Origin of the sequence: Flavobacterium sp. W21_SRS_FM3 (genome assembly GCF_052113625.1) — a bacterium.
In the GTDB taxonomy this organism is placed as follows: domain Bacteria; phylum Bacteroidota; class Bacteroidia; order Flavobacteriales; family Flavobacteriaceae; genus Flavobacterium.
Genome location: NZ_JBGQOD010000004.1, coordinates 246475 through 264515, shown reverse-complemented (window position 1 = coordinate 264515; position 18041 = coordinate 246475). Strand labels below are relative to the sequence as shown.

At 35.0% G+C, this 18041-nt stretch carries 11 protein-coding genes; 4 read left to right on the top strand and 7 right to left on the bottom strand.

What is annotated here, in order from left to right; translation table 11 throughout:
* The first annotated feature begins 235 nt into the window (after positions 1 to 235).
* The 4 genes from thrS (at position 236) to rplT (ending at position 3592) form a co-directional block, all read left to right on the top strand.
* Positions 236 to 2182 carry a threonine--tRNA ligase gene (gene thrS / locus ACEN2K_RS09085; RefSeq protein ID WP_441759012.1) on the top strand — a complete coding sequence of 649 codons (1947 nt, stop codon included), beginning with the start codon at positions 236 to 238 and terminating at the stop codon, positions 2180 to 2182.
* 16 nt (positions 2183 to 2198) lie between these two features.
* Positions 2199 to 2756, top strand: coding sequence for a translation initiation factor IF-3 (gene infC, locus ACEN2K_RS09080; protein WP_441759016.1), 558 nt, complete (start codon positions 2199 to 2201; stop codon positions 2754 to 2756).
* 120 nt (positions 2757 to 2876) lie between these two features.
* Positions 2877 to 3074 (top strand): 50S ribosomal protein L35, encoded by a 198-nt coding sequence (gene rpmI / locus ACEN2K_RS09075; RefSeq protein ID WP_022827375.1) that lies wholly within the window; start codon positions 2877 to 2879, stop codon positions 3072 to 3074.
* A gap of 173 nt (positions 3075 to 3247) precedes the next feature.
* Positions 3248 to 3592: a 50S ribosomal protein L20 gene (gene rplT / locus ACEN2K_RS09070; RefSeq protein ID WP_026708677.1), complete on the top strand. Its 345-nt coding sequence runs from the start codon at positions 3248 to 3250 to the stop codon at positions 3590 to 3592.
* 499 nt (positions 3593 to 4091) lie between these two features.
* On the opposite strand, the gene ACEN2K_RS09065 is transcribed toward rplT, so the two are convergent.
* The 7 genes from ACEN2K_RS09065 to asnB (ACEN2K_RS09035) all read right to left on the bottom strand — a co-directional run bounded on the left by ACEN2K_RS09065 (position 4092) and on the right by asnB (ACEN2K_RS09035) (position 17870).
* Positions 4092 to 5918 carry a T9SS type B sorting domain-containing protein gene (locus ACEN2K_RS09065; RefSeq protein ID WP_441759011.1) on the bottom strand — a complete coding sequence of 609 codons (1827 nt, stop codon included), beginning with the start codon at positions 5916 to 5918 and terminating at the stop codon, positions 4092 to 4094.
* Between the two features lie 352 nt (positions 5919 to 6270).
* Positions 6271 to 9240 (bottom strand): protein translocase subunit SecDF, encoded by a 2970-nt coding sequence (secDF, locus tag ACEN2K_RS09060; RefSeq protein WP_441759010.1) that lies wholly within the window; start codon positions 9238 to 9240, stop codon positions 6271 to 6273.
* A gap of 227 nt (positions 9241 to 9467) precedes the next feature.
* Positions 9468 to 10403, bottom strand: coding sequence for a malate dehydrogenase (gene mdh / locus ACEN2K_RS09055; protein WP_441759009.1), 936 nt, complete (start codon positions 10401 to 10403; stop codon positions 9468 to 9470).
* An 84-nt stretch (positions 10404 to 10487) separates the two neighbouring features.
* Positions 10488 to 12431: a DNA topoisomerase (ATP-hydrolyzing) subunit B gene (gyrB, locus tag ACEN2K_RS09050; RefSeq protein WP_441759008.1), complete on the bottom strand. Its 1944-nt coding sequence runs from the start codon at positions 12429 to 12431 to the stop codon at positions 10488 to 10490.
* A 178-nt stretch (positions 12432 to 12609) separates the two neighbouring features.
* Positions 12610 to 14226, bottom strand: a complete 1617-nt coding sequence (asnB, locus tag ACEN2K_RS09045; RefSeq protein ID WP_441759007.1) for an asparagine synthase B — start codon at positions 14224 to 14226, stop codon at positions 12610 to 12612.
* Between the two features lie 188 nt (positions 14227 to 14414).
* On the bottom strand, positions 14415 to 16040 hold the full coding sequence (locus ACEN2K_RS09040; RefSeq protein ID WP_441759006.1) for an amidohydrolase: 1626 nt from the start codon (positions 16038 to 16040) through the stop codon (positions 14415 to 14417).
* 153 nt (positions 16041 to 16193) lie between these two features.
* On the bottom strand, positions 16194 to 17870 hold the full coding sequence (gene asnB / locus ACEN2K_RS09035) for an asparagine synthase B (protein ID WP_441759005.1): 1677 nt from the start codon (positions 17868 to 17870) through the stop codon (positions 16194 to 16196).
* Between the last annotated feature and the right edge of the window lie 171 nt (positions 17871 to 18041).

The window sequence follows — 18041 nt, the reverse complement described above, 5'->3', positions numbered from 1 at the left end:
CCCTGATAGCAGTGGAAATCCTTTTACTTTTTTCTTTAAAAGTAAAAGATTGCAACGAATAGCAGGAAATAGCTCCTTAACATAATCATCTACTATATAATGTAGCATTAGCTAACTTAAAAAGACCAAAACAGTTTTATTATACATTAGACCTATATTATACAGAACAAACCTTCTATATATATTGTATGTATTTTTGTAATGGTTTATATTTGCATTCTTAAATTAACAAACAATGATTAAGATTACTTTGCCCGATGGGTCAGTTAGAGAGTATGCGCCAGACGTAACTCCGATGGATGTTGCTAAAAGTATTAGCGAAGGATTTGCTAGAAATGTTATTTCGGCTTCTTTTAATGGTACCACTATTGAAACGTCAACTCCTTTGACGACCGATGGTAGTCTTACACTATATACATGGAACGATGAAAATGGGAAGAAAGCTTTTTGGCATTCGACTTCCCACGTAATGGCACAAGTTCTTGAGGAAATGTACCCAGGTATTAAATTGACTCTTGGGCCTGCTATTGCTAACGGGTTTTATTATGATGTCGATTTTGAAGAACATAAAATTACCGAAGCAGACTTTAAGAAAATTGAAGATCGGGTTCTTGAAATCTCGAGAGGAAAGCATGAGTTTAAATTGCGCCCTGTAACTAAGGCTGAAGCTTTAGAAATTTACAAGGACAATGTTTACAAAACAGAAATGATTACTAATCTTGAAGACGGTACGATTACGTTTTGTGATCATGATACCTTTACTGATTTATGTCGTGGTGGACATATTCCGAATACCGGAATCATCAAAGCAATGAAAGTAATGAGTGTTGCTGGTGCTTACTGGCGTGGTGATGAGAAAAACAAGCAATTAACTCGTGTTTATGGAACATCATTCCCTAAACAAAAGGATTTAACAGAATACCTTTTACTACTAGAAGAAGCTAAACGTAGAGATCATAGAAAATTAGGTAAGGAATTAGAGCTGTTTGCTTTTTCTCAAAAAGTAGGTCAAGGTTTGCCATTATGGCTACCTAAAGGAGCTGCATTGAGAGAGCGCTTAGAGCAGTTCTTAAAGAAAGCACAAAAGAAAGCCGGATACGAGCAAGTGGTTACGCCACATATTGGTCAAAAAGAATTATATGTAACATCTGGACATTACGCAAAGTATGGAGCAGATAGTTTTCAACCAATAAGCACACCACATGAAGGCGAAGAGTTTTTATTAAAACCAATGAACTGCCCTCACCACTGTGAAATATACAACGTAAGACCATGGTCATACAAAGATTTACCGAAGCGTTATGCTGAATTTGGTACTGTTTACAGATACGAGCAAAGTGGAGAATTACATGGTTTAACTCGTGTACGTGGCTTTACGCAGGACGATGCCCATATTTTTTGCACACCGGAACAACTGGATGAAGAGTTTAAAAAAGTAATTGACTTAGTATTATATGTATTTGGTTCATTAGGGTTTGAAAACTTTACAGCTCAGATTTCATTAAGAGACAAAGAGAACAGAGAAAAATACATAGGAACAGACGAAAACTGGGAAAAAGCGGAAAATGCAATTATCAATGCTGCAGCCGACAAAGGTTTGAATACTGTAGTAGAATATGGTGAAGCCGCTTTCTACGGTCCTAAGTTAGATTTCATGGTAAAAGATGCTCTTGGAAGACAATGGCAATTAGGAACTATTCAAGTGGATTACAACCTACCTGAGCGTTTTGATTTGACTTACAAAGGATCTGACAATGAATTGCATAGACCCGTGATGATTCACAGAGCTCCATTTGGTTCAATGGAACGATTTATAGCCATCCTTCTTGAGCATACAGCAGGAAATTTCCCACTCTGGTTGATGCCAGAACAGGCTATTATATTGTCTTTGAGTGAGAAATATGAAATATATGCTAAAAAAGTTTTAGATTTGCTAGAAAATCACGAAATTCGCGCCCTCATAGACAACAGAAGCGAAACGATTGGGAAGAAAATTAGAGATGCAGAAATGCAGAAAATCCCGTTTATGCTGATTGTAGGTGAGGAAGAAGAGAAAAATGGCACTATTTCTATCCGTCGCCATGGACAGGAAGGAAAGGGTAATATCACCGTTACAATAGAAGAATTTGCTGCTATTGTAGACGAGGAGATTAAAAAAACATTAAAAGTATTTACAGTTTAACTTAAATTATAAAGTCATAGCAATAAGAAGCAACAGAGGTTATCAACCTCGCGTAGAAAAAAAAGATGCCCACAGAATAAATAACCTTATTCGTGGTGTACAAGAAGTACGTCTTGTAGGTGAAAATATAGAGCCAGGAGTTTTTAAACTTTCGGAGGCTTTACGTTTAGCAGATCAATTCGAATTAGATCTAGTTGAAATCTCACCAAATGCAGACCCACCGGTTTGTAAAATTATGGATTACAAGAAATTTGTTTACGAGCAAAAGAAACGTGATAAAATCCTTAAAGCTAAATCTACACAGGTAACTGTTAAGGAAATCCGTTTTGGACCTCAAACAGATGAGCATGATTACGAATTTAAAAGAAAAAATGCTGAGAAGTTCTTGAAAGAAGGTGCTAAATTAAAAGCGTTTGTATTCTTTAAAGGTCGTTCAATCATTTATAAAGACCAAGGTCAAATCTTATTATTAAGATTAGCGACGGACTTAGAAGAATTTGGTAAAGTAGAAGCGATGCCAGTTCTTGAAGGAAAGAGAATGATTATGTTCATTGCTCCGAAAAAGAAAAAATAAATAAGTTCAAAGTCAAAAGTTCAAAAGTCAAAAGTCTATACTTTGTGACTTTAAGACTTTCAACTTTATGACTGGACTAAAAGATAAGTAAGTAAGAATAAATTAAAACACTAGGAAAAAATGCCTAAAATGAAAACCAAATCTAGCGCCAAGAAACGTTTTAAAGTTACTGGTTCTGGAAAGATTAAAAGAAAGCATGCTTTTAAAAGTCACATCTTGACTAAAAAATCTAAAAAACGTAAATTAGCTTTGACACACTCAGCGTTAGTTCACAAAACAGATATGAAAAGCATCAAACAACAATTAAGAATTATCTAATAAGTCCAAAGTTAGAAAGTCTTAAAGTCAAAAGTTCACACTTTCGACATTCGACTTTTGACATTTGACTAAAGATTTCTTTAGGTTAAAACAATTTAAAATAACCTTGGAGTATGGCCATTAAGTGCTTTTGATTTAATTCAAGCCGCCTGCTACAAAAAAACATAAAAATTATGCCAAGATCGGTAAATTCAGTTGCTAAAAGAGCAAGAAGAAAAAAAATAATGAAGCAAGCCAAAGGTTTCTTTGGTAGACGTAAAAACGTTTGGACAGTTGCTAAGAATGCGGTAGAGAAAGCAATGTGCTACGCTTACCGTGACAGAAAAGTGAATAAAAGAAATTTCCGTGCATTATGGATTCAACGTATCAACGCTGGAGCTAGATTGGAAGGAATGTCTTATTCTCAATTCATGGGTAAAGTGAAAAAGAACAATATCGAATTGAACCGTAAAGTTCTTGCAGATTTGGCTATGAACCACCCAGAAGCTTTCAAAGCAATACTTAATAAAGTAAAATAAACGTTTTATCAACTCAATTTAAGACTACTTACTTATATAGAAACCTCATTTGCCACGGCGAATGGGGTTTTTTATTTTTATAAAAATACGCCTAACAATTTAAATTAATTTACTACAACTATACCATCTAATGTAATTAATCATTTTATGAAACGTTACTTCTTGTAAACAAAGCACGTTTTTTGATAACAGATGTTTTCATTAAATTCTGATTGTTCTAAAACTAATAACAAAAGATTCGCCTGCCTATTCTATTTACTTCACATAGCACTACCACTTTTTAAATACGGACCTGTACTAATCACGTAAACAAATTATAATTATACTAGAAGACCATATATCTCTCAAATAGAATATTGTATAGTATCATCAAATAAAGTCCGATTTTCATCTCATAAAGAAAGCACCAATACCAATTATTGTTTCCCTAAGAAACCTGCTTTCTAAAAAACAAAAGGTGATTTTACTACAGTAAAAACTCTACAACTAATAACATTACCTACCTTTTTAAAGAAAAGTGGGAGCTAAACTTAGTTATACTTTCCATTTGGGAATATTCCACTACAAACCAGTAATCATTACTAGGCATAAGTTTTCCATTAAAAGTTCCATCCCAGCCCATGCCGTATGGCTTTATTTCTTTTAATAATTTACCAAATCGATCAAATATTAAAATATTGGCATTTGCATCATCACTCAATGCATCGATATTCCAGGTATCGTGATAACTATCATCATTTGGCGTAAAAAACTTAGGGTAATTAACAACTAAAATACCTGATTTGGTTAAAGGACTACTGCAACCATATTTGTCTTCAACAGTTGCCGTATGCATCCCTGTGGAAACATTATCAAAAATAGCGCTGTCCTGAAAAGGTCCGTCATCAAGTTGATAAATATAGTTCCCACTTTCAATGGCTTCTATAGTCACCACTTGGTTTTCAGCAAATGGAGCAGAAATTGACCAACTAAAATCAGTTAAGGTATTTGATGGCATTACATCCACATTAATCGTTTGACTAGCGGCACACTGATTAATGTCGGGCACAAACTCATATTTCCCACTATTCTTTGGATCAATCGTCGAAGGTGTCCAAGTTCCTGAGATTCCGCTGGGTGAATTCGCATTTAAAATTGGTGTTGTATTATCATAACAGAGCACTAATGATTCAAAACCTGGCTGAGTAAGTTGTTTCACTTCTACAAATAAACTTTGAAAACTAGAACATTGATTTGGATCTGGATTAAAAATATAATTTGCACTTTGCAAATTATCAATTGTACTAGGAGACCATTTACCATGTATACCATTGGGCGCACTATCATCTAATACTGGGGCAACACTTCCCACACAAATGGGAGCTATTGGAACAAAATTTGGAGATGTTGTAGTCACTACATTTACTTGTAAGCGTTGACTACTTGCACATTGGTAACTATTAGGTGTAAAAAGATAACTCTGACTTGACATATTATCAATTACAGCTGGATTCCAAGTGCCTGAGATTCCGTTTGGCGAAATATTTTGCAAAATAGGTACGCTATCCCCTGGGCACAAATTAGGAATCGGAGCAAAGTCAGGTGTTTTGAGAGAACTGCCGCAAGGAACATAACAAGTCAAAGTCTTTGGCGGAACACAAGGATGAGTAGCAGATGATAAGGTTAAAGTAGCAGATTGTCCTGGAAGCATATCAAAGATTTGATAATGGGAGAAACTAGTGGTACCAGACACTGGACTACCACCTTCAATCGTATACGTATAATTATAGGTATTAGAAATTAGCACATTATTAGCCCAGTCAAAAAAAACCGATGAATTTTTATCCGCCGTAGCTATTTGAGATGCATCACAACGAAAACTTAAAATCTCAGCTCCATTATTAGCAACTACACTAACAGTTATTACTGAGCGAATACTTTCTGCGGTACCGTCTGATTGACTAACGTAATAAGTTGTACTTCCTACTGAACTGGTGGAGGGAGTTGGAGCTGCTGGTGAGGCTGTGCCGCCTGTAGCTGCCGATCCATACCAGATTAAGGTGCAACCTGACGATGCAGTAGCTTGTAAAGGGGAAGCTACACTACCTTGACAGTAATACACTGGGGACTCAGCAACTGGTGGTGAAGGAGCTACTGAAAAGAAAAGGTTAATTAATTCATTATTTTTATTTAAAACAACATTTGACACATTAGTATCATGACCAGAATATATTGCAGTCGTAGTGCTAAAACTTGCTGTACTACTACTAAAAGCCACAGTATTTCCATAACCATTTAAACAAAAAAATAATGAAATAATGAAAATAGATTTGGGAATATTTTTCATTACTACAATTTTAAAATTAAATCTTTCAATAGGATATTTTACTATCAGTAGTAAATATATAAAAATAATAAAACCATTTAGACCAAAATAGCTTTAATTGAGAATCTACTTAATAATAAAACTCAAAAATACTAAAAGACTGCACTCTACTTATAAAATCAAAGCCGTTACTTTCTAAAATATATAAGATTGAAAATTTATAAATTTAGTACTTAGAAGAAAATAAGGTGCAGCTAGATAAAAATACTAGCTAAACGGAGCTAAGTAAAACACATCCCACAATAGGATTGTTATATATACAAAAAAAGGCCCAACTTTCGTTGGACCTTTCATATATCAATCTTAAAAATTTTTAAATTTCTAAGTGCTCTTTTTCTACCTTGTTTTTATCTTCTCTTGAGATAGTATCTACTAATACCGGAGTTGCAATAAATAAAGATGAATAAGTTCCTACAACAATACCAACTAACATCGCGAAGATAAATCCTCTTATTGATTCACCACCAAAAACGAACATAATTAATAAAACTACGATCATTGTTAACGACGTATTAATTGTTCTAGACATAGTTGTATTAATAGATTGATTTACAATTTCAGAAAAATTACCTTTAGTTTTCCCAGCTAAAAATTCACGTACTCTGTCAAATACAATAACGGTATCATTCATTGAGTACCCAATAACAGTAAGAATTGCCGCAATAAAGTGTTGGTCAATTTCCATTCCGAATGGCATAAACTTATAACATAAAGAGTAGATACCTAATACAAAGATAACGTCATGCGCTACAGCTGCGATCGCACCTAAACTATATTGCCATTTTCTAAAACTTATCATTAAGTATAAGAACACTAGTAACATTGCTCCAAGTACAGCCCAGTAAGCATTAGTCTTAATATCTGCTGCTACTGAAGGTCCAACTTTAGACGCTTGAAGAATACCTACTTTCTTACCCTCGTAAGCATTAACGAATTTATTGTAAGTTAATCCCGGAGCATAATGATGTTTCAAAGTTTCAAACAATAGTTTGTTCACTTCTTGATCAGCTTCGATACCGTGATCTTTAACTTTATATTTAGTAGTCACTTTCAATTGATCCGTACTACCAAATACTTTTGCTTCAGCACTACCAAAAACATTTGTCAATTCTTCTGCAACAACACCAGCTTCAATAGGTTTTTCAAAACGTATTTGGAACGTTCTTCCTCCTACAAAATCTACACCTTCATCAAGTCCATTTGTAGATAGAGAGATAACACTCACTACAATTACAATACTTGAAAATAAGTAAGTCCATTTTTTCATACCTAAGAAATCGAAATGGAAGTTGTTAAATATTTTCTTAGAAAAGTTGGTTACAAAAGTTAAATCATTTTTAGTTTTCAAGTTTCTATCCAAGAATATTCTTGCGATAAAAATTGAAGTAAATAATGACGTTGCTATACCAATTAATAATGTAGTAGCAAAACCTTTAATTGGTCCTGAACCAAAGATAAATAACACTGCACCTGTAAGAACGTGAGTTACGTTAGCATCAGTAATAGATGACATAGCACCTCTCCAGCTATAAGATGTTTTGATGGCTTCTTCAAGAGTTTTACCTGCACGGAGCTCTTCTTTAGCCCTTTCATAAATAATAATATTTGCATCTACCGCAGTACCCATTGTTAAAACGATACCTGCAATACCAGGTAATGTCAATACAGCACCTAAACTTGCTAGAATTCCAAAAAGGAAAAGTAAGTTAACTGCTAGCGCAATGTTAGAGTACCAACCTGCTTTACCATAGTAAATCATCATCCAAAGCGATACGATAAGTAAACCTACGATAGCAGAATTTGTTCCATGATCAATTGCCTCTTGACCTAAGGATGGTCCAACAACTTCTGATTGTACGATATCTGCAGCAGCAGGAAGTTTACCTGCTCTTAATACGTTAGCTAAATCTTTAGTTTCAGTTACATCAAAAGAACCAGAGATTTCAGATCTTCCACCTGCAATAGGACCACTAGATACCCCTGGTGCAGAATAAACCACATCATCAAGTACAATAGCGATATTACTTTTTTGAGTATATGCTTTTCCAGTTAATTCTTCCCAAGCTTTTGCACCTTGTCCGTTCATTTGCATTGACACAGCTGGTTTTCCTGCTTGGTCAAATGAATCTTTAGCATCAGTAACAACACCACCACTCATCGCAGCAACATTGTCTCTATTTCCTTTTAAAGCATACAATTCAACTGCTTCAATTTCTTTATCTTTTGCATCTGTGATAGTCGTTGCTTTACCCCATACAAATTTAGCATAACGCTGTTCTGCTGGAAGTAAGATTCTAATATCAGATCTTTTTAAGTAACCATTGATCACTGCAGTATCCTTAGGAGAAAATAATCCTAAAACTGGACCACCACCTTGAGCAATAATTTTATCAAATAAAGGATTATTTCCTTTTTTAGTAGTTGCAGAATCTTTAGCATCTGTTAATAAAGCACTCAAAGAGTCTTTAACAACCGTTTTTGTTTCAACTTTCGAAATTTCCGTTTTCTTCAATGACTCATTAGCAGCCATTAAGAAATTACCCATTTCATCAATTTTGTACGTTTCCCAAAATTCTAATTGAGCTGTACTTTGTAATAATTTCTTGATTCTATCTACATCTTTAGCACCTGGAAGTTCAACAAGAATTTGTCCAGATTCTCCTAATTTTTGAATATTAGGTTGTGTTACACCAAATTTGTCAATACGTTTTCTAAGTACTCCAAAAGCACTTTCTACTGATTCATCAACTTTTCTTTTAATTACTTTTTGAACTTCTGCATCTGTCATTTGGTAATCAACTCCACCTTCACCTTGCAAGCTTCTATTTGCAAAAATATCAGGAGACGCTAACTTTACAGATCCTTTAGAGTTCGCTTCAAAAGCTTCGAAAAAAGCATCTATATACGATTGATTTCCTCTTTGATTAGCAGTAGCATCAGCCAAAGATTTGTTGAAAACAGGATTTTTAGAATTATTAGATAACCCTTTCAAGATGTCTTTAACAGAAATCTGAAGAATCACATTGATTCCTCCTTCTAAGTCAAGTCCTTTGTTGATTTGTTTATCGCTTACTTCATTAAAAGTAAAATCGGTAAACCCAAGGTTGAATACTTTTTCTTTACCAATAGAGTCTAAATACTTTGCTTCTTTGTCAGGGTTTCCTCCAGCAAATGCTTTTGCATCGTTTTTTACTTTGCTTGCCACAAAAGTGAATGATAGTTGGTAAATACTTACCAATGCAAATAGAATTGCGAAAAATTTAATGAGTCCTTTATTCTGCATTATTACTAAAAATTAATTATTTTATATTTATTTATTCTTGTTTTTAACTCTTTAAAAATAAGCTTTGCGGCCGATTTTAATGATAAAAAAAGTAGGCTAAAAAGAGTACTATTTTTTATAAACCGAGCAAATATATAATTAAGGTTAAGATTAACCAATTTATTTATTAATTAATCTCAAAAAAAAGACTGCAAAAGTGCAGTCTTCTTTATTATATAACACTTATACTAAGCTAAAATTGATTTTAGAGCATCATTCATTTGTCGAACTGCGTCAGCACTCTTAGCGAATAGTGCTTTTTCATTATCATTCAATTCAATTTCAACAATTTCCTCTACTCCATTTTTACCAATAATACAAGGAACCCCTATACAGATATCGTTTTGTCCATATTCTCCTTCGACTAATACAGAACAGGCAATCATTTTCTTTTGGTCATTCAAGATGCTGTCTACTAAGAAAGCCACTGAAGCTCCTGGCGCATACCAAGCAGAAGTCCCTAATAACCCTGTTAATGTAGCTCCACCTACCATAGTACTTGCAGCAACATTTTGTAATGCCTCTTGTGACAGAAATTGAGAAACCGGAATACCATTATAAGAAGCTAATCTTGTCAATGGAATCATTGTAGTATCACCATGTCCACCAATTACCATTGCGGAAATATCATTAGCAGGTTTGTCTAAAGCCATAGATAAATACGTTCTAAAACGAGAACTATCTAACGCCCCACCCATTCCTATAATTCTATTTTTAGGTAAACCTGTAGATTTCAGTGCTAAATAAGTCATGGTATCCATTGGGTTAGAAACCACAACAATAACTGCTTCTGGTGAATGTTCTAAAACATTCTCAGCTACACTTTTTACAATACCAGCATTAATTCCTATCAATTCTTCGCGGGTCATACCTGGTTTTCTTGGAATACCAGAAGTTATAACAACTACGTCGCTATTAGCAGTTTTAGAATAATCATTAGTAACACCTGACACTTTAGTATTAAAACCTGTGTTGGTTGCACACTGCATAATATCTAAAGCTTTTCCTTCGGCAAAACCTTCTTTAATATCTAATAAAACTACTTCACTTGCAATTCCTCTATAAGAAATCACATCCGCACAAGTAGCTCCTACGTTTCCTGCTCCTACAATAGTAACTTTCATATTTTAAAGTTTATTCGGTTATTTGTTATTTGGTTAAATTCAATTAGTCATTGTCCCATTTTGAAATAGAACAACTGGTATTATTTACGCATCAATGTTAGCATAAACTGCATTCTTTTCAATAAATTCTCTTCTTGGAGGCACTTCATCTCCCATCAACATTGAAAACACTCTGTCAGCCTCAGCTAAACTATCAATAGTAACTTGGCGCAATGTTCTAAAATTTGGATCCATTGTAGTTTCCCACAATTGTTCTGCATTCATCTCCCCAAGACCTTTATAGCGCTGAATAGCAGCACTACCACCCATTCTTTCATTAGCTTGATCGCGCTGAACGTCATTCCATGCATATTCTTTCTTATTTCCTTTCTTAACTAAATATAAAGGTGGCGCTGCAATATATACATGGCCTTCTTCAATTAATTCTTTCATAAAACGGAAGAAAAAAGTTAAGATAAGAGTAGAGATATGACTACCATCGACATCGGCATCACACATAATAATTACTTTATGGTAACGCAATTTTGAGATGTTTAAGGCTTTACTGTCTTCTTCTGTACCTACAGTAACTCCAAGGGCTGTGAAAATATTTCTAATCTCTTCATTTTCAAAAACTTTATGGTGCATTGCTTTCTCCACATTCAAAATTTTACCACGTAATGGCAAAATAGCCTGAAATGCTCTGTCACGACCTTGTTTTGCCGTTCCCCCTGCCGAATCTCCCTCGACAAGATACACTTCACACTTTGCAGGATCTTGCTCAGAACAGTCTGATAGTTTCCCTGGTAATCCACCACCGCCCATCACGGTTTTACGTTGTACCATTTCACGTGCTTTCTTAGCTGCGTGACGGGCTTGTGCCGCAAGAATTACTTTTTGAACAATGATTCTAGCATCATTTGGATTTTCTTCCAAGTATGCTTCAATCATATCCCCTACAGCTTGACTTACTGGCGAAACTACTTCTCTGTTCCCAAGTTTGGTTTTTGTTTGCCCCTCAAATTGTGGTTCAGCTACTTTTACAGATATAATTGCTGTTAACCCTTCACGGAAATCATCCCCTGAAATATCAAACTTCAATTTATCTAACATTCCAGAAGCATCTGCGTATTTCTTTAATGATCTTGTAAGACCAGTTCTAAAACCTTGCAGGTGTGTACCTCCTTCGTGAGTATTGATATTATTTACGTAAGAAAAGATATTCTCCGTATAACTTGTATTGTAAATCAAAGCTACCTCAACTGGTATCTCTCCTTTATCGTGATCCATAGAGATAACGTGTGCGATAATTGGCTCACGATTCCCATCTAAATAACGAATATATTCTTTAAGTCCTTCTGTAGAGTGAAATACTTCACTAACAAAATTACCATCTTTATCTTTCTCTCTTTTATCTGTAAATGTAATTGTAATTCCTTTGTTCAAGAAAGACAATTCGCGCATACGAGCTGATAGTGTATCGTAAGAATATTCAATGGTTTGTGTAAAAATAGTTGGGTCAGGGTAAAAGGTAACGATTGTTCCTCTTTTTGTAGTCTCTCCTATTTGCTTTACAGGATAAAGTGCTTTTCCTTTTTCATATTCCTGCTCATAAATCTTTCCATCACTACTATGAACCGTAGCTCTTAAGTGATTAGAAAGTGCATTTACCACCGAAACCCCCACACCGTGAAGTCCACCAGAAACTTTATATGAATCTTTGTCGAATTTACCTCCAGCACCAATCTTAGTCATTACCACCTCCAGAGCTGAAACTCCTTCTTTTTTGTGAATACCTACTGGAATACCACGACCGTTATCTTCAACAGAAATTGAACCATCTTCGTTTATATCAACTCTAATGGTGTCACAGTGACCCCCCATAGCTTCATCGATAGAGTTATCGACTACTTCATAAACTAAATGATGTAAACCTCTTACACCTACATCTCCAATATACATCGATGGACGCATTCTTACATGCTCCATTCCTTCTAATGCCTGAATACTATCCGCTGAATAATTGTTCTTATTGATTTCTTCGCTCATATAATTTATTCTAAAATGTAATTTTGTCTAACACGCAAATATATAAAAACGTAAACTATTTAACCGTTAAATTACCTATTTAAGGTGTTAAGTTATTAACATATTGTTGATTTAGCGCATAAAAAAACGCTCTCTTTGAGGAGAACGTTTTATATAATAAACTAAACACTATTTTTAATTACAAAATCACTCGTGACTTAGCGATTTCAATATCTGCCTTAAGGTGAGCCGAATTTGCCCTACCGCTTGGATCTAAATTTTCTTGCCATTTTGGAATCCACTTTCTAACCGTTTGAGCCGCACTTAATTGCGGGTAATGCTTATGAAATATCGAACGATATAAATACGCCTCTTTTGTTGTAGGTGAGTTGTACGGAAATTCGGCACTTGCTCCCTCTAATTGCTCATCTGTAACCTGAGTAGCACAATATTCAATTAACTGATCGATCCAGTTATACCCTACCCCATCAGAAAACTGCTCTTTCTGTCTCCATAACACCTCAGCAGGCAAGTAGGGATCTTCAGCTGTATCAAAAGCTTTTCTTAATATGTATTTTTCAATTCCTTCATAGTTTTTAGGCTGTTTTTCCTCTGGTTTGATACGTACGGCCACATTTAAGAATTCTTTATCTAAATAAGGCACTCTAGCTTCTAAACCGTGCGACATAGTAGATTTATCCGCACGTAACAAGTCAGCTGTAAACAGTTTTTGCACACGTTCAATAGTTTCCTTTTGAAAATCTTCTGCAGTAGGGGCATTTCTAAAGTATAAATACCCTCCAAAAATTTCGTCAGCACCTTCTCCAGATAAGACTACTTTTACCCCTAAGTCCGTAATTGCTTTTGAAAGGAAAAACATAGGCACACTTGCTCGTACCGATGTTACATCATAGGTTTCCAGTTGCCAAATTAATTGATCTAGTATTTGAATTCCTTCTTCAACTGTGAAATGAATCTCATGATGTTCAGTTCCCAGAAAATCAGCTACTTTTTTAGCAGCAATAGCATCGGGAGAATCCGTATCCAAACCAATCGAAAAAGAATGCAATTTTTTACCTTGCTCATTCAACAATCGAGACGCTATAGCAGAAGTCAGAGAAGAATCTAGTCCTCCAGAAAGCAACACACCAATAGGCACATCAGCCATCAATCGCTTACGAGTTGCCTCTGTTAAAGTACTTCTAATTAATTCAAAATCTAAAGCTTGATCTGCCTTAGCATAGTATTCGTATTCAGGTTTGTAATATTTTACAAAACCTGTTTTAGCAGTATAATAGTGTCCTGGAGGAAAGGTTGAAAAAGTTTTACACTGATCAGCAATAGACTTCATCTCTGACGAAAAATAAATTCTCCCTCTTTCATCTAAACCATAGTACAAAGGTTTAACTCCCAGTGGATCTCTAGCAGCCATATAATCATCGCCATCTATAACCACAAAGGCAAAATCACCATCTATTTTATCACAGAAATCATAACCAAATTCTTCATATAGATGCACAATAACCTCCGAATCTGATTTGGTTCTAAAAGTATGTTCTTTTAAAATCCCATCTCTTAATTCTTGGTGATTATATACCTCCCCATTATGGACCATGTACGCTGTGCTGCTTCCTTGAATCGGTTGTTTCCCAGAGTGCAAATCAACAATTGAAAGACGCTCATGACTTAAAAAATGTCCTTGTTCTGTAATGTGCAAATCATTTTCGTCTGGACCACGATGGGCCATTCTTTTAGAAAGTTCCCTCACTAATTGCTCGTCCTTCCCCTTACCGATGATGGCTAATATTCCGCACATAACTATACTATTTTTTTTTATTGGTTTTGATAAGACAAATATGCAACATCAGTTACATTCAGCAAACAACAATACCAATTTAAGTTTTAAATATTTACAAAATAACTACATTTACACTTTAAATGAAAGCATAAATTACAATAACCCAATTGTTCTGTTAGAAAGATAACAACTAATATTGATCCACTTTATTTTACTTTCTGTCCCTTCAAATAGGTATTAACAGGCTTCATGTTTAGCAGCTCACTTTCTTCGATTTTCATAATGTCCTTATCGAAAATTACAAAATCAGCCCACTTTCCAACTTCCAAACTTCCTTTTTCCTTTTCTTCGAAATTAGAGTAGGCTGCCCAAATCGTCATTCCTCTTAAAGTTTCCTCTCTACTCAGAGCATTTTCCAACTGAAAACCTCCTCTTGGATATCCTTTACTATCTTTTCTAGCCACAGCTGAATGAAAAGTCAACATAGGATTCACCTCTTCTACTGGAAAATCAGTACCCAGAGCAATAACACCAGCTTTTTTAAGTAACTTTTTATACGCGTACGCATTTTTCAATCTGTCTTTACCTAATCTATCCCCAGCCCAATACATATCTGAAGTTGCATGTGTAGGTTGCACTGATGGGATAATACCAGTTGTAAAGTAATCAAAATCTTGCTCTCTTAATACCTGTGCATGTTCAATCTTCCATCTTCTGTCTTTTTTACCAGTCAAAGCTTCCTTGTAAATTTTTAAAAGCACAGTATTTGCTGAATCTCCTATAGCATGTGAATTAAGTTGAAAATCAGAGTTGGCAATTTGATTAGCGATAACTTTCATATCTGCTATCGGAGCCAGCAAGGCACCAAATTGCTTTGGCATATCTGAATATTCCTTATGCAAACAAGCTCCACGAGAACCCAATGCTCCATCACCATACATTTTAAAAGAACGAACATTTAAATTATCCGTTTTATAAATTCCTTTCTTTAAGTATAAATCAATATTTTTTTTGTTAGCCGCAACCATTGCATAAACATTTAGCTTCATAACCTTGGCATTTTGCAAACTATCCATTAATTCAATAATATCAGGATCTAAGCCTGCATCATTAACTGTAGTCAAACCGTATTGAAACATAATTTTTTCAGCATCAAGTAATGCTGCAATTTGCGTCTTACGATTCGGTTTAGGAATAATTTTAAAAACCAGTTCCATTGGGTTATCCACTAAAATCCCTGTTGGCTCTCCATCTTTTATTTCGATCTGACCACCAGTAAATTTTGTATCTTTAGTGATTCCAGCTAAAGACAATGCCTTGCTATTAACAATGATTGCATGTCCATCTACTCTATTTAGAACGACTGGAATATTAGGGAAATATTTATCTAAAATAGCCTTAGAAGGATATTCTTTTACTGTCCAGTCATTCTGGTCCCAACCGTTACCTACAATGAAATCCAATTTTTTTACTTTTTGAAACTTTTGAATACGACTTACTATTTCTTCCATACTTTTTGTACCTCGCAAATCAACTTCTTGCAAGCTCAGTCCGTAACCATAAAAATGACAGTGCGCATCAATTAAACCAGGATATATAAATTTCCCGTCAGCATCCACTTTATTATCCGACTTATATTCAGCAGTGATTTCACTATCTGATCCTATTGCTACTATTTTACCATCAGTAATGGCCATTGCAGTGGCAGTATCAAATGATTTGTCTACTTTATAAATAGTAGCATCAGTAATAATCATATCTACATTTGTCTTGTTTTTCTTTAAACAAGAACTGAGAGATAGAAAGGCAAAGAACAAGATATAACGTTTCATTTTGGACAGTTTAGAAAGGCTAATATAAAAAAGAAGTACAATATAATAAAATGTACTTTACTTTATTCCCTAAATAAAGCTCATGCTTACTAGCAAACAGAAAACGCTCCCCAAAATTGGAGAGCGTTTTAGATTATCGATTTTTTTATGTAATTAAGCTTTTGCGTAAGAATCAGTATGAACATTCGCCACTGCTCTTCCTGAAGGGTCATTCATGTTCTTGAATGCTTCATCCCACTCTAAGGCAATTTTTGTACTACAAGCTACACTTGCTTCCTGCGGTACGCACAATGCTGCTGCATCACTAGGAAAGTGTTCAGCAAAGATAGAACGATAGTAATATTCCTCTTTAGACGTAGGAGTTTGCAAAGGGAACTTGTATTTAGCATTTGCTAATTGTTCATCACTAACTTCAACAGCCACTACTTCTTTTAACTTATCAATCCAGCCATAACCTACACCGTCACTGAATTGTTCTTTTTGTCTCCATGCTACACTCTCTGGCAACATATCTTCAAAAGCTTTACGAACAACCCATTTTTCCATTTTGTGCTCACTGTTGATCATTTTATCTTGTGGATTAACTCGCATAGCGACATCCATGAATTCTTTATCTAAAAACGGCACACGTCCTTCAATTCCCCAAGCAGCTAAGCTTTTGTTTGCACGTAAACAGTCATACATATGTAATTTGCTCAATTTACGTACAGTTTCTTCATGGAATTCTTGTGCGTTAGGCGCTTTGTGAAAGTACAAATACCCACCAAAAAGCTCATCAGCACCTTCACCAGATAATACCATTTTAATTCCCATTGATTTAATCACTCTCGCCATTAACCACATTGGAGTCGATGCTCTAATGGTAGTCACATCGTAGGTTTCTAAGTTATAAATTACATCTTTAACAGCATCTAAACCTTCTTGAATAGTAAATTTAATTTCGTGGTGAATCGTCCCGATATGATCTGCTACAATTTGCGCAGCAGCTAAATCTGGCGAACCTTCAAGGCCTACAGAGAAAGAGTGTAATTGTGGATACCATGCATCTGCTGTATCTCCTGATTCAATACGTTTTTGAGCATATTTTTTGGCTACAGCCGAAGTGATAGAAGAATCTAGTCCTCCAGACAGCAATACTCCATAAGGCACATCACTCATCAACTGTCTGTGAACTGCTGCTTCTAGAGCTACTTTAATTTCATCAATACTGGTAACGTTATCTTTTACTGCTTCATAATCTGTCCATTCTCTTTTGTACCATTGCACAAACTCACCGTCTTTACTTGACATGTAATGCCCTGGAGGAAACAATTGAATTTTAGTACAATATCCTTCTAAAGCTTTTAACTCAGAGGCTACATAGAAAGTACCGTGTTGATCCCAACCAATGTACAATGGAATGATTCCCATGTGATCACGAGCTACAAAATACTCGTCCTTTTCAACATCATAAATTGCAAATCCAAAAATACCATTCATTTCATCTAAAAAATGAGGCCCTTTTTCTTTATATAGTGCTAATATAACTTCACAATCACTTTCTGTTTGAAAAGTATACTTCCCTTCAAATTGTTTACGCAATGCTCTGTGGTTATAGATTTCACCATTTGCCGCTAAAACAAATCTACCATCTTCACTAAACAATGGTTGTTTTCCAGAAGCAGGATCAACGATTGCTAAACGCTCATGAGACATGATGGCTTTTTCATTACTGTAAATACCACTCCAGTCTGGACCACGATGGCGAATAATTTTAGACATCTCTAGTATTTGCGGTCTCAAAGATTCCGCTTTCTGTTTTAGGTCAAAGGCACATACTATTCCGCACATAGCTATATATTTTAAATGTTGTTGTTATAATTATTGAAGCAAAGATGCAATAACAGTTACATCTGTAAAACACAAAGAGTAAATGTAGTTTCATATTTAAACTAAAATGTGCTATTTACATCAAAAAACTAACTAAAAGCAACAAAAATAGACTTTTCTACTTAGAAATTT